This window comes from Fischerella sp. JS2 (assembly GCF_032393985.1).
In the GTDB taxonomy this organism is placed as follows: Bacteria; Cyanobacteriota; Cyanobacteriia; order Cyanobacteriales; family Nostocaceae; genus Fischerella.
Window position 1 is genome coordinate 5,992,376 of record NZ_CP135918.1, and the last position, 13,378, is coordinate 6,005,753.

Genomic DNA, 13,378 nt, shown 5'->3' on the forward strand with positions numbered 1-13,378 from the left:
TTGATTTACTTACTAATACATTTTTAATTATGGACACGCAATATTCTAATTTATCACCTATGAAAAAAGCCCTTTTAGAAAAATTGAAGGGAGGAAAATTTAAAGCTGAGTCTATTCCTCAATGCCAAAACTCAGAACCTGTACCTTTGTCTTTTTCTCAGCAAAGACTTTGGTTTATTGACCAACTTTATCATGGTAGTTCTTTTTACAATATTTCTAGCGCTTTACATTTAAAAGGATTTTTAAATGTCACAGCACTTCAGCAAAGTTTCAACGAAATTATTCGCCGTCACGAAGCTTGGCGAACAAACTTTATCGCAGTAGATGAACAACCACTACAGGTAATATCGTCACTAGGTCATGGCAATTTAAATATTCTTAATATTGAACATTTATTTGGAACAGATTGGGAAGTAGAAGTTACAAAAATAGCGAATGAGGAAGCTAAAAAAACCTTTGATTTAGCTAAAGATTCGTTAGTAGGAGCAACTTTGCTACGCTTGAACGAAGAAGAACACGTCTTGCTTTTGACCATACATCACATTGTTTGTGATGGTTGGTCTATGGGTGTATTTGCACAAGAGTTGGCAAAGTTGTACGCTGCTTTCTATGCGGGTAAACCTTCCCCTCTATCCGAACTTCCCATCCAGTATGCAGACTTTGCTATTTGGCAGCGCGATCGCCTGCAAGGAAAACTACTCGAAACTCAACTTAATTACTGGAAGCAACAATTAGCAGGTAAGCTACCAGTATTACAGTTGCCTACGGATCGTCCGCGTCCTGCTGTTGCCACTTTTAAAGGTGCAAAACAATATTTTACGTTCTCCAAACAATTGACTCAAGCACTTAATGAGTTCAGCCAGCAAGAAGGATGCACCTTATTTATGACTCTGCTGGCAGCGTTTAATACATTACTTTACCGCTACACAGACCAAGAAGATATCCTGGTAGGTTCTTCAATTGCAAATCGTAATCGAGCTGAATTAGAAGGGTTACTTGGTTTGTTCGTCAATAATTTGGTACTGCGTAACAATCTTAGTGGTAATCCCAGCTTTCGAGAACTTTTAAGTCGAGTACGGGAGGTAACTCTTGATGCTTATGCACATCAAGATTTGCCCTTCGAGAAGTTAGTAGAAGCATTGCAACCGGAACGCGACTTAAGCCGTAATCCCTTGTTTCAGGTAATGTTTATTCTACAAAATGCACCAACGCCTGTTAAAGAAGTTTCCGGTTTAAACTTACGTGCCTTAGAAATGGATCATGGTACATCTGAGTTTGACATTTCTGTGTCGATTTCCGAAGTTCAACAGGAATTAACTGGATTTTGGGAATACAATACAGATTTGTTTGATTCATTAACAATTAAAAGATTTATTGATAACTTCCAGACTTTACTAGAAAGCATTGTTAATAATCCCAATCAAAGTATTTCTGAATTACCACTACTAACCGCTCAAGAGCAAAAACAATTATTAAAAAAGTGGAATCATACCCGTGCGGCTTATCCTGATGATGCATCTTTGCACCAGTTATTTGAGCAGCAAGTCGAGCGATCGCCCAATGCTTTGGCATTAATTGATCAGTCAGAACAGCTAACTTATCAACAACTCAATCAAAAGGTAAATCAGCTTGCCCATTATTTAATAAATTTAGGAATTACGACTGAAATTGTCGGTATTTGTCTAGAACGCTCGATTGAGATGGTAGTGGCGATTCTAGCTATTTTCAAAGCTGGCGGTGCTTACCTACCTCTCGATCCTAATTATCCGTTTGAACGTCTTCAGTTCATGCTTGCTGATTCCCAAGTTTCATTGGTAATCAGTAATACATCATTAATTAATCGTTTAGAACAATTGAAGAAGGCAGAAGGCAGAGGGCAGAGGGCAGAAGAAACAAGTCAGAATGGGATTCAGACCCCTCCTGAATTGGAGCCACTGAACAAGAGTTCAGTGAGGGTCTTAAACCCAAGTTCGCTACGGTCATGGGCAGAGGAAAGGAACCAGAATTCCCTTCTGCCTTCTGCCTCCTGCCCTCTGCCTTTCCCGATAACAGTGATCGCCCTTGATACTGAGTGGGATACTATTCACAAAGAGAGTCAAGAAAATCCCGTCAGCAAATCTTGTGGGAACGATATTGCTTATGTCATTTACACCTCTGGTTCCACCGGAACTCCTAAAGGTGTTCTCGGTACGCATCGAGGTACAGTTAATGGCTTACATTGGTTGTGGAAAACCTATCCTTTTGCAAGCGACGAAATTTGTTGTCAAAAAACTGCTATTAGTTTTATAGACTCGGTATGGGAAATTTTTGCCCCTTTATTACAGGGGATTCCTACCTTTATTATTCCTGATGCGATCGCTAAAGATCCTCAACTTTTCTTAGAAACTCTCTATCGTCACAAAGTTTCGCGCTTGGTACTTGTTCCCTCGTTGCTGCGGATACTCTTAGATTCTTATAGTCATCTCACTCAAAATTTGTCCCATCTCCGACTTTGGATTTCCAGTGGAGAAGCCCTTGCTGTTAATTTAGTGCAAAATTTTCAAAAGTTGCTACCAAATGCAAAACTAATTAACCTTTACGGTTCCTCTGAAGTTTCTGCTAACGTAACTTTTTACGATACAAATTTATTAACTGAACAATCTACAACCGTTCCCATTGGTTATCCCATAGATAATACACAAGTATATGTCTTAGATCGTTATTGGCAACTTGTTTCCATTGGCGTAGTTGGAGAATTGTATATTGGTGGAGATGGATTGGCAAAGGGTTATTTGCATCGTCCAGAACTAACTAGCAAACGGTTTATTGATAACCCTTTTGTTCCAGGAACTAAGCTTTACAAAACTGGCGACTTAGTGCGCTATCTCAATAATGGTCAGTTAGAATATTTAGGTCGCTACGATGACCAAATTAAAATTCGTGGTTTTCGAGTAGAGTTGGGAGAAATTACACTGGCGATTACTCAACACCCATCTGTGCAAGATGCTGTTGTCATATCTCGTAAAGATGCTCAAGACGAGCAATATTTGGTTGCTTATATAGTCACTAAGCAAGAAAATGTAATTCCACAAATACTGCAAAACTTGCAACAAAAGTTGCCGATTTTTATGATTCCGTCTGCTTTTATGGTAATAGATGCAATACAGCTAACACCGAATGGAAAAGTAGACAAAAACTCGCTACCAACTGATGATATCATTCGTTCCAATTCTACTAAGTCCTTCATTGCTCCTCGGAATTTCACAGAATTAGCCTTGGAGAAAATTTGGACAAATCTCCTCAATATTAGTCCCATAGGAGTAACCGATAACTTTTTTGATTTAGGCGGTCATTCTTTTTTAGCTGTGCGCTTAATGGCTAAAATTTATGAGCGTTTTGGACACAACCTACCCTTATCTACTCTTTTTGAAAATACAACAATTGAAAAATTAGCCAAGATTGTTAGTCAGCCAGTTAGTTTTGGTTCGGGTTCCCCTTTAGTAGCAATTCAGTCTTCTGGCTTTTTACGTCCTTTCTTCTGCGTCCATGCAGCCGGAGGAGATGTCAATAATTACCCCATATTGGCAAAAAAACTGGGTAAAGAACAACCATTTTATGCTTTAGAACAGACTCCCGAACAACTGGATTTTGCAGTTATTTCAGTAGAAGCTACAGCAACTAACTACCTCAAAGAAATTCGTAATGTTCAGCCAGAAGGTCCGTATCTTTTAGGAGGTTGGTGTTACGGTGGTGTAATTGCCTTTGAAATAGCACAACAACTACAAAAGCAAGGTGAAACTGTTGATTTGCTTGTGGTCATTGACGCTATATTACCAGAAATAGTTATTCAACCGACAAAAGACGATGATGCTAAATTCTTACTTCGTCTTGCTGAGTCTGTGAAAAGCTGGTTTAATGTTGATTTTTCTGTTTCTTACGAAGAATTGAGAAATTTGCCAGTAGATGAGCAATTTCATCTGTTATTTAAAAAAGCAAATCTCGAATTGAGTGATACAGAAATGGAACAATATTTGCGTGGCTTTAAACTTTTTAAAGCTCACATTCAAGCTATGCGAAACTATATTCCGCAAGTTTATCCTCACGAGATTACTTTATTTAGAGCTAGCGAAATAATCACTCACGATTTTGAAAGTTCAGAATTTTCTACTAATGACCCACTATTAGGTTGGGGTAAATGTTCTAGCCAACCCATCAAAATAATTGAAGTTCCAGGCAATCATTTCTCTATGTTTGTCGATCCCCATGTCCAAGAGCTAGCAAATAAATTAAAGATTTGTCTTGCTCATGCTCAAAAAGTTTTAATGTAAATAAATTCTTAATTAGGTTAGTACAAATAATGAAAATACCTGAACTCAAGAAAATTCCTCTTTGGTCTGACTATAAAATCACAAAAGATCCTCTTAATTATCTTGATAAAATAGCTAAAAACTATGGGGACATTTTTACCATATTTTTTGGTTCTACACCTATTGTCTTCGTTAGCAACCCACAGGGAATTAAGCAGATTTTTAGCAATACAAAAGATATTACAGCTCCTGGCGAACTGAACCAAGATATGGCTTTGATCACCGGAAAGCAAGGATTACTTCAACTTGATGGAGCGCGCCACAAACATCGACGCAAGCTGATCGTGCCAGCTTTTCACGGTGCTAGGATGCAAGCATACGGACAGCAGATTTGTGAGATGACTGAGAAAGTCATGAATCAGCTTGCTATTGGTCAACCCTTCTTATACCAATTCAAAAAATGTTTGCGACAGATAAGGCATTGAGGATGAAGTCATAACCAGTCAAAGAAGCAGCAATTTGAGGAGTGAGGAGAGCTAGGAGTTGAGCAACCTTGGTTTGCAGATGCTCCAGGTGATCAAATAGCTCCCATTTCAAGTCTTGCTTGAGATATTCCCAAACGCGCTCTATGGGATTCAGTTCAGGAGAATGAGCAGGCTGGAACAAAAGAACAATATTCTCTGGAATTTGTAAACGTTTAGCTTTATGAAATAAGCCGTTATCAACTTGGAGAATGTTAAGTGATTTGGGATAACAGGCAGCGAACTCGTTCAAAAATTGTTGGTAGCATTCGGTATCAACATGAGAAAACTGCCAAAATAAACTTTCCCCAGTAAGTGGTTCAACTGCTCCATATAGCCAGAACGCTTTAAATTGCCACTGCCAATCACCAATAGGCTTAACTCCGGGAAGAGTAATTTTACGTCCTTCAATGGTTTTGAGTCCAAATCGACTCTCATCTTGTACAAAATAACGAATATTTTCGTACTGGGGCAAGATAATGGCACTGTATTGAGCAATTAATTGCAAGTCATCACCGAGTTTTTTTTAAAAGACTCTAGTTTTTCTTCGTCCTGTTTTCGGTTACGCGGACGTGGGACTTTCAGCTTGGCTTTGAGCCTGTAACGTGCCAGATGATGTACAGTTGCGTACTCAGCTTGCACACCCAAGGTTTTTTCTAACCAATGTTGTATTTGTGTGTACCGTTGAAACCCACCTTCTGGTTGTTCGAGTTGTTTTTTCAAACTCGATACAGCCCAATCTGGTATTGCTCTTTTTCGACCTGAACTCGTTCCAAATTCAACAACCGCCTCAATTCCTCCTTCTCGATAATCTGCCAACCATCGATGTACTGTAGCTCGATGTTTTCCCAAGATTTTAGCAATCTCACTTACACTCATTTCTTGCCCTTTAATCAGATATAGGGCTTGTATACGTTCTTTGCTCCGAGACTGTTTTTGATGTCTGAGCAACTTCTCTAGTTCCTCGACACTATCAACTATCTCGATCTGTGTTACCCCTACCATCACATACCCTGAATGCTACTTCTGTCTATTTTTACCATCTGTCGCATTCTTTTTTCAAATTGGTATTAGCTTATCCAACGATCGAAGCTATTACATTGCAGATAAGCATAGAAGTTGTGTTGGGTTTACGCGAGGGAGAGCGTTACGAACGACTCAAGCAATTACTTCCTGCCATATTTCAGCATATGCGATCGCCAATGATGCAAGTTGGCTTTGCTGTTCCGTTTGTGTTACGAGACTTAGGGCTTTGGAGTCCGTGGGGATACCTTCTACAGCTAAAACAGGAAATTTACCAACTGCTTTACGCCGAAGTTCAAGAACGCCGCGAACAAGCAGACTCTTCTCGCACTGATATTCTATCCGAACTCATATTTGCCCGCGATGAAACAGGCGAACTCATGGCAGATGAAGAAGTGCGCGATTTGTTGCTTTCCCCACTGTTAGCTGCTCAGGATGCTTCAGCTGTGGCGATCGCTTGGTTGTTGTACTGGACTCATAGTTTACCAGAAGTCTGCGAACAATTGCTAAGAGAACTTGACAGTCTTGGTGAGTCCCCCAATCCGACGAACGTAGTTCAACTCCCCTACCTCAATGCTGTTTGTAATGAAGCTTTGCGGATTTATCCAACTCAATTATTCACATTTCCCCGGAGAGTAGAATCATCAACTGAGGTAATGGGCTATGAGTTGAGTCCGGGGACAATACTCATGGGCTGTATTTATCTACTCCACCAAAACAAGGATTTATACGTACAACCACAGCAATTTAAACCAGAGCGTTTTCTGGAGCGGCAATACTCTGCCTATGAATTTATGCCCTTTGGTGGTGGCACTCGTAGCTGTATCGGAGCGGCGTTGGCTGTATTTGAAATGAAACTAGTATTGACAACTATTCTTTCACGCTATCAGTTAGCGCTAGTCAACAGACGATCAGAGCAAGCAAATTTTGACGGTCTAATGTGCTACCCAGCCAGTAGCATCAAGATGGTGATGCGTGAAATAAATCAACGCCAAAGTCAGCCGCAACATTTTGTTTCTGGCTCTGTTTAGGAAAATCATACAACGGCTCTCAAATCAAAAATTAGTATAAAGAACTACTCAATATAAATACGATGAAACTACCCCAAAGCCCAAAGATTCCTAGCTGGTTGCTGAGAATGCAATTTGCAGCCGATCCCCTTGGTTGTATGGATAATTTTCACAAGCGCTATGGTGACATTTTCACGATTATGGCGGATTCTACACTGATAGTATATGTTAGCAGTCCGCAGGGAATGAAGCAGATTTTTACCAGTACAACGGAGATTATAGCCTCTGGAGAATTGAACCAAGATGCGGCTCCATTGGTGGGAAACAACGGATTACTTCTGTTGGATGGTTTACGCCACAGACATCGGCGCAAACTACTGATGCCTGCTTTTCACGGTACTCAGATACGAACCTACGGAGAGCGAATTTGTGAGCTAACAGAAAAAGTCATGGGGCAGTTGCCAGTTGGCAAACCTTTCTTGGCTTACCCAACTATGCAAAAGATTACTCTAGAGGTAATCTTAGACACTTTATTTGGCTTACGTGAGGGAGAGCGTTACGAAAAACTCAGACAAGTACTTTCTACTTTAATGAATTATGCCAGGTCTGCTTTTGTTGGCATATCCTTATCTTTTCCATTTTTGCAAAAAGATTTAGGTAGATGGAGTCCGTGGGGTTACTTTCTTTACCTCTGGCAACAATTTGACGAGCTGCTTTACGCCGAAATTAGCGATCGCCGCCAACAACCAAATTCGTCTGGTATCGATGTTCTCTCCGAGTTAATATTTGCCCGTAATGAAACAGGCGAGTTGATGACAAATGAAGAAATACGAGATTTGTTTCCTTCATTATTATTTGGTGGTAGAGATGCTTCAGCTACTGCAATTACTTGGTCATTGTATTGGATTCATCGTCTTCCAGCAGTTCGCGATCACTTGCTAGAAGAAATCGCCAGCCTTGGTGGCTCAACAAATCCAATGAGGATTGTCGAACTCCCTTACCTCAATGCTCTTTGTAATGAAGTTTTACGGATTTATCCAACTCAAGTGGTAACCTTTCCCAGGATGGTAGAATCACCCGTAGAGGTGATGGGCTATGAATTAAGTCCAGGAACAATCATCATTGGCTGTATTTATTTAGCGCATCAGCATAAAGATTTATATCCGCAACCACAGCAATTTTTGCCAGAGCGTTTTTTGAAACGACAATACTCTCCCTATGAATTTCTACCCTTTGGTGGTGGTGCTCGTCGTTGCCCTGGCGAAGCTTTAGCTCTATTTGAAATGAAACTAGTATTGACAACTATCCTTTCACGATATCAGTTAGCACTTAGCAAGAAACAACCAGAGCGGCCTCAGGCGCGAGGTGCTAATTTTCCTCCCGCTAGTGGTTTGAAGATGATGATGATGGGGACTATTCAACATCAGGGACAGCAACAACAAACAGTTAATTGCTAACTCAATTGAACGTGGTTTCGACGTTTTTGTGCTTTGATTTCAAAATTTTCTTATTTTAAAGATGTAAGCCGATAGGGAATGTGAAGAATAAAGGCGATCGCTCATCTATTGGCAATTCATGTATTTATACCAGCTTAATGAGCAATCAGAAACTTCTAATCAAACAGCTTTCTCAAAAATCTGGCACAACAATCTCTCTACTTTGTCCTGCATAGTGTCGATAAATAACTTCCGACGAATTACCCACTAACTTAGCTACGTCTTTCACATCCATCTTATTGTCCAACGCCAGCGTAATAAAGGTATGTCGCGTTTGATAAAGCTTGCAATATTCAATCCCATTAAGCTTTGCTAGAATCGATTTCCAACCTCGGTTAGTCAAATTGTGAATATCAATCCATCCTCCTTCGGGTGAAGGAAATATCTTTGCATCAACACAGACAGTATTGGCTTTGATCGATTTTAGTAGTGTAGCCAGACGAATATTGATGGGAAAGGTTCGTTTCTTCTGAGTTTTCAAGCCTTTCTTGCAGGTTAGTCCAGATTCAGAAATCACTACAGCTTGTTCAAACCGGATAGAACTGAAGTCTTTAGAAATGTGTTTCCATTGCAAACCAACAGCTTCAGATGGTCTACAGCCTGTCATGAAAAGAAATTCAATGAATGGGGCATAGTGTCTGTAGTAGCGGTTATTTTTGAATGCTTCAATTATTCTGTCACGTTCATCCTGGCTGAAGGGATTTATATCACTGTCTTCCTTATCTCCCTTGGGAATTTTTATGTCAGTTGCCATATTCTCATATGGATTTTCTTTAATTAACTGAGATTTACCGCCCAATCACAACAAGCTGAAAGTTGTGTCAGAATTCGTTTGGCTGTATTCGGGGTTTTATTTGCAATTAACCAGTCTCGAATTGCTACTGCACTATCCAAGGTTTTGATTGGCAGATGAAAATTGATGCAGCGAAAGACTTTTGTAAAATCTTTCGCTAGAGTACTGGGCGATAAACCAGGGCGCTTAAAGTCGGTGTACTTCTCCCACAACTCCACCAGAGATGGTTCGGCTTCAACAACTGGTGTAATTTTTGGGGTAAAAGTTGGGGTAACGGTACTCAGCAACAACTCTGGTTTATACTTGGCTAGAGTTGTGTCAAAATTACCAGAGAGAATATCCAACTCAATTTGCCTAGCCTTCATTTCCGCCAACTTGCGATTAGCTGGCGTATCTGTAAAACCTGTCGAAAGATAATGACGTTTTCCGGTATAGCTAAAAACGAGTTGCAGGCGTTCGTTCGAGTTTTTAATCTGAACAGTACCTTTAGAAGATTTACCTCCAGAGGGTTGAGAGTTCATAGGCAACTCCTGAAATTAGGTCAATCAGCGCGCCTTGATTTACCCCCAATTTACCCCCAAAATTTAACTAACCCCGTCCAAAAATGTCCAGCGTGGCATAAAATTAGACCAGATTTATACCACCAAAAACGGCTGAAATGGGGTTTCTTATAAACTTTAAACCCCCGTAAACGCTTGGTTTACAGGGGTTTTATTTTAAATGCCAGGAACCGGACTTGAACCGGTGACACGAGGATTTTCAGTCCTCTGCTCTACCGACTGAGCTATCCCGGCGAAACCTTTGTTTTCAACGATTAACCAATGTAGCAAACTTTTTATGAAATTGCAATAGGTCAATCAAAAAAACTATGCGCCTTTGCTCATAAACTTGACCCAGCCGAAAACAGCCACAAACACCAAGAATTGTACAAGTACAATACTTGGGCCAGAAGCAAGATTAAAAAGACCTGATACGATGATGCCAGCTATGCTGGTGGTAGAACCAACTATCACTGACAGCAGCAAAAAACGGCTAAAGTGATGGCTGATCAATTTAGCTGTGGAGGCGGGAATAACAAGAAAAGCATTCACCAGTAAAACGCCGACAGCCTTAATTGCGACAGCAACAGCTAATGACAGCAAAACTACAAATCCATATCGATAAATTTGTACCGGAATCCCTTGGACTTTTGCCACACTAAGATTAAGGGTTAACAAAATTTGCTGGCGCAGGGTTGATAATAGAAATATGCTCCCACCCACAAGCACCAGCATGGTTAAAATCAGGTCTGTAAGATTGATCGCCAGAATATCGCCAAACAGGACTCCCATCAAGTTGCCGCGATATCCTTGGATGAGGCTACTTAAAATTATGCCAATCGCTAATGCTCCTGATAAGACTATACTAAGTACGCTATCGCTAGCTAAATCGGTTTTGTCGATAAAGTAAATTACCACTACTCCAAATACTAATGTGAAAGGTAGCAACATCCAAGTAGGATTTAACTGTAGCAATACGCCCAATGCTACGCCTACTAATGCCGCATGACCGACAGCATGGCTGAAAAAAGATAACTGGCGCAGGGTGACAAAACAGCCAAGTAAACCACCAAGTATTCCCATTAAGACAGCACCAACCATAGCTCGCTGCATAAAGGGAAACTGTAACAAAGTTAATAGATCACTAACTGTGATGATCGCTAACAAATTGAAATGATTATCATTTAAAAAATTCATGCAACATTAATTTACACAAAATCCATTGAATGTCTTAAGTATATAAGTTCAGTTTTCATTCACTAATTAAATACCAGAAAAGCGAGATGTTTACAAAAGAGTTGCAACCCCTATCAATTCAAGTTCTTAGCAGTGAAAAAGCCCAAAGAATGGCAGAATTTTTTAGTTTCTTAGGGGATGCTAATCGTCTGCGAATTCTATCTCTTTTAGCTGAAAAAGAATTTTGTGTAAGTGATTTAGCAGCGACATTAGACATGAGTGAATCTGCTGTATCTCATCAGTTACGAAATTTACGAGTCGTGCGCTTAGTTAATTATCGTAAGCAAGGTCGTCGCGTATTTTATCGCCTCCACGATAACCATGTTTTGCATCTTTATCAGGCTGTTGCCGAACACCTAGATGAAAAAGATGAAGGATGAAGGCAGAAGGCAGAAGGCAGAAGGCAGAAGGAGTAATAGTAAAATTTATACTTCACCCTTAACACTTCATCCTTCATCCTTTACCCTTTTTAATGTTGGTGTTGGTAGTGGCTGAATCCTGGACCGTAGGTTGCTAACAGATTTTGTGGTGAAAGTGCAATTTCTGGTACTCCGGTGCAAACGATGGTTTGATTGAGACAAATCACGCGATCGCAATAACGACTAACCATATCAATATCGTGGGAAACTTGTAAAACTGTCCAACCTTCTTCTCGTTTCAGTTCATTTAGCAAGATATAAAAATCTGCCGCACCTTGCATATCCACCCCCGCAAAAGCTTCATCTAGTACTAATAATCTTCTAGGCATTACCAAGCAATAAGCAAGTAATACTCGCTTTAGTTGACCACCACTGAGAGTACCAATTGCTTGGTTTCGCAGATGATAAGCATCTGTTCGCCGTAAAGCCGAAGTTACAGCTGCTGCTTTTTCCTGGTTTCCTTGCCATAGGGTTTGAAAAAGCGAATTTTCCCTTTTCCCTTCCTTAACCCATCCCAAGCTTACCAACTCACTTACAGAAATTGGAAAACTGCGGTCAAAAATAAAATGCTGTGGCACATACCCCAACTGATGACACAAATATCCTAATCTTGTTACTGGATGACCAAATATTTCTATCTTGCCAGCAGTGCGAGGAATTAAATCTAAAACTGCTTGTACTAAAGTACTTTTACCTGCACCATTAGGGCCAAATATAGCAGTATTTGTCCCGGGTAACAAATCAAAAGAAACGTCCCGAATAGCTAAATAATTACCCTTATTTACACTTAATCTTTCTACTTTCAGGATAGGAATTTCAATCGTCATTGGTCATTGGTCATGGGTTATTAGTCATTAGTCATGGGTCATCTGTTATTGGCACTTATACAAATGACAAGAAACAAATGACAAATGATATTTATTTACAAGCTGTTTCTAAAGTTTTTAAATTATTTTTCATTGCTTGAAAATAATGTTGTGAGTCTGTTGGGCCTGTTTCCAAAGAATCGAGTTCATATAAAGTTAAATTCAAGTCTTTAGAAAGACTTGTCAATAATTTGTTATCTATTCCTGGTTCACCAAATAAAGCCTTGACTTTGTACTGTTTCACTGCATTGACTGCTTTTTGTACATCAGTTGGTGTTAATTGATCTTCAGGAATTTCTACTACTGCTACTTGCTTGAGGTTGTAACGTTTTGCTAGGTATGGATAGGCATCATGGAATGTGATAAATGTGCAGTTAGGATTCTTTTGTAGAGTCTGCTGATATTGATTATTTAAATCTTCTAATTGTTTTATATAAGCTGTTGCATTTGCTTCGTATGTGGCTTTATTTGTAGGATCAGCCGCAATTAATCCATTCCGGATATTGATAACTTGTTGTTTTGCCAAAACAGGATCTAACCATACATGCGGATTTCCTCCAGCATGTTCATGATCGTGTTCTTCTTTATTTCCTGCTTCTACAACGGGTGATATTTTTTCTATGGGTTGAATGTCTTTACTGGCATCTATTTGTGTTAACTTCGGATTTTGAGCATTTTTGACTGTTGCTTCTAAAAATTCTTCTAAACCCAAGCCATTTTTTACTAATAGATTTGCTGTAGCGATCGCTTTCACATTTTCTGGTGTAGCTTGATACTCATGTACTTCTGTTCCTGGAGGTACTAAAATTGCTACGTCTGCTGCATCTCCTGTTACTGCTTGAGTAAACCAATACATTGGTAAAAAGGTCGCCACTACTTTAATTTTTTTGGATTCTGCTGTTGGTGTGGATGCTGCTTCCTGTGCTTGGGGAGATTTTTCTGCATTGATTGATCGTTTTGTATCTGCTTGATTACAAGCAGTTGTCAGTAGAAACAAGGTTATAAAAAATACGATATTATTTAGAAATTTCTTTGTTTTACTTACTCTGTCAGTCACTTTCTTGTCACTTCCCCAAAGATTAAGTCTTGACAATGAGTCTTATTCTACCTCTAATCTCAAGAAAAATAATTTTCATTCTCATGAGAATTTGTTTAAAAATGTAAACTTAACGATAGGTTTTGCCAACAA

Annotated in this window: 12 protein-coding genes and 1 tRNA gene; 5 read left to right on the forward strand and 8 right to left on the reverse strand. The window is 39.6% G+C overall.

The annotated features are described in order from the left end of the window. Positions 1–29: 29 nt before the first annotated feature. Positions 30–4,307, forward strand: a complete 4,278-nt coding sequence (locus RS893_RS25680) for a condensation domain-containing protein (protein WP_315788445.1) — start codon at positions 30–32, stop codon at positions 4,305–4,307. Positions 4,308–4,336: 29 nt separating this feature from the next. After that, the gene (locus RS893_RS25685; protein ID WP_315788446.1) at positions 4,337–4,771 is read left to right on the forward strand and encodes a cytochrome P450; all 435 of its coding nucleotides are present in this window, start codon (positions 4,337–4,339) and stop codon (positions 4,769–4,771) included. Here the strand turns inward: RS893_RS25685 and RS893_RS25690 are convergent. Next, positions 4,740–5,315, reverse strand: coding sequence for an IS630 family transposase (locus RS893_RS25690; RefSeq protein WP_315785248.1), 576 nt, complete (start codon positions 5,313–5,315; stop codon positions 4,740–4,742). The two genes, RS893_RS25685 and RS893_RS25690, sit on opposite strands and share 32 nt — an antisense overlap. After that, entirely contained in the window at positions 5,306–5,812 is a 507-nt protein-coding gene (locus RS893_RS25695; protein WP_315785251.1) for a helix-turn-helix domain-containing protein, read from the reverse strand. Before RS893_RS25695 ends, RS893_RS25690 begins: the two co-directional genes overlap by 10 nt. A 95-nt stretch (positions 5,813–5,907) precedes the next feature. Here RS893_RS25695 and RS893_RS25700 point away from each other — a divergent pair, with 95 nt between their 5' ends. Together RS893_RS25700 and RS893_RS25705 are read left to right on the forward strand one after the other, a co-directional pair. After that, the gene (locus RS893_RS25700) at positions 5,908–6,861 is read left to right on the forward strand and encodes a cytochrome P450 (RefSeq protein WP_315788447.1); all 954 of its coding nucleotides are present in this window, start codon (positions 5,908–5,910) and stop codon (positions 6,859–6,861) included. Between the two features lie 62 nt (positions 6,862–6,923). After that, a complete protein-coding gene (locus RS893_RS25705) occupies positions 6,924–8,297 on the forward strand; it encodes a cytochrome P450 (protein ID WP_315788448.1) in 1,374 nt (457 codons plus the stop codon). A gap of 172 nt (positions 8,298–8,469) precedes the next feature. Here the strand turns inward: RS893_RS25705 and RS893_RS25710 are convergent, their stop codons facing one another. The 4 genes from RS893_RS25710 to RS893_RS25725 all read right to left on the reverse strand — a co-directional run bounded on the left by RS893_RS25710 (position 8,470) and on the right by RS893_RS25725 (position 10,865). Continuing rightward, positions 8,470–9,090: a site-specific integrase gene (locus RS893_RS25710; protein WP_315788449.1), complete on the reverse strand. Its 621-nt coding sequence runs from the start codon at positions 9,088–9,090 to the stop codon at positions 8,470–8,472. A 23-nt stretch (positions 9,091–9,113) separates the two neighbouring features. Continuing rightward, on the reverse strand, positions 9,114–9,650 hold the full coding sequence (locus RS893_RS25715) for an Arm DNA-binding domain-containing protein (protein ID WP_315788450.1): 537 nt from the start codon (positions 9,648–9,650) through the stop codon (positions 9,114–9,116). Between the two features lie 200 nt (positions 9,651–9,850). After that, positions 9,851–9,923, reverse strand: a tRNA-Phe gene (locus RS893_RS25720). A gap of 72 nt (positions 9,924–9,995) precedes the next feature. Next, a complete protein-coding gene (locus RS893_RS25725; RefSeq protein ID WP_315788451.1) occupies positions 9,996–10,865 on the reverse strand; it encodes a metal ABC transporter permease in 870 nt (289 codons plus the stop codon). Positions 10,866–10,951: 86 nt separating this feature from the next. Between RS893_RS25725 and RS893_RS25730 the strand changes: the two genes are divergently transcribed. Then, positions 10,952–11,284 (forward strand): metalloregulator ArsR/SmtB family transcription factor, encoded by a 333-nt coding sequence (locus tag RS893_RS25730; protein WP_315788452.1) that lies wholly within the window; start codon positions 10,952–10,954, stop codon positions 11,282–11,284. Between the two features lie 89 nt (positions 11,285–11,373). On the opposite strand, the gene RS893_RS25735 is transcribed toward RS893_RS25730, so the two are convergent. Together RS893_RS25735 and RS893_RS25740 are read right to left on the reverse strand one after the other, a co-directional pair. Continuing rightward, complete coding sequence (locus RS893_RS25735; RefSeq protein WP_315788453.1) at positions 11,374–12,150, reverse strand: metal ABC transporter ATP-binding protein; 777 nt, start codon at positions 12,148–12,150, stop codon at positions 11,374–11,376. A 91-nt stretch (positions 12,151–12,241) separates the two neighbouring features. After that, positions 12,242–13,246 carry a metal ABC transporter solute-binding protein, Zn/Mn family gene (locus RS893_RS25740; RefSeq protein ID WP_315788454.1) on the reverse strand — a complete coding sequence of 335 codons (1,005 nt, stop codon included), beginning with the start codon at positions 13,244–13,246 and terminating at the stop codon, positions 12,242–12,244. Between the last annotated feature and the right edge of the window lie 132 nt (positions 13,247–13,378).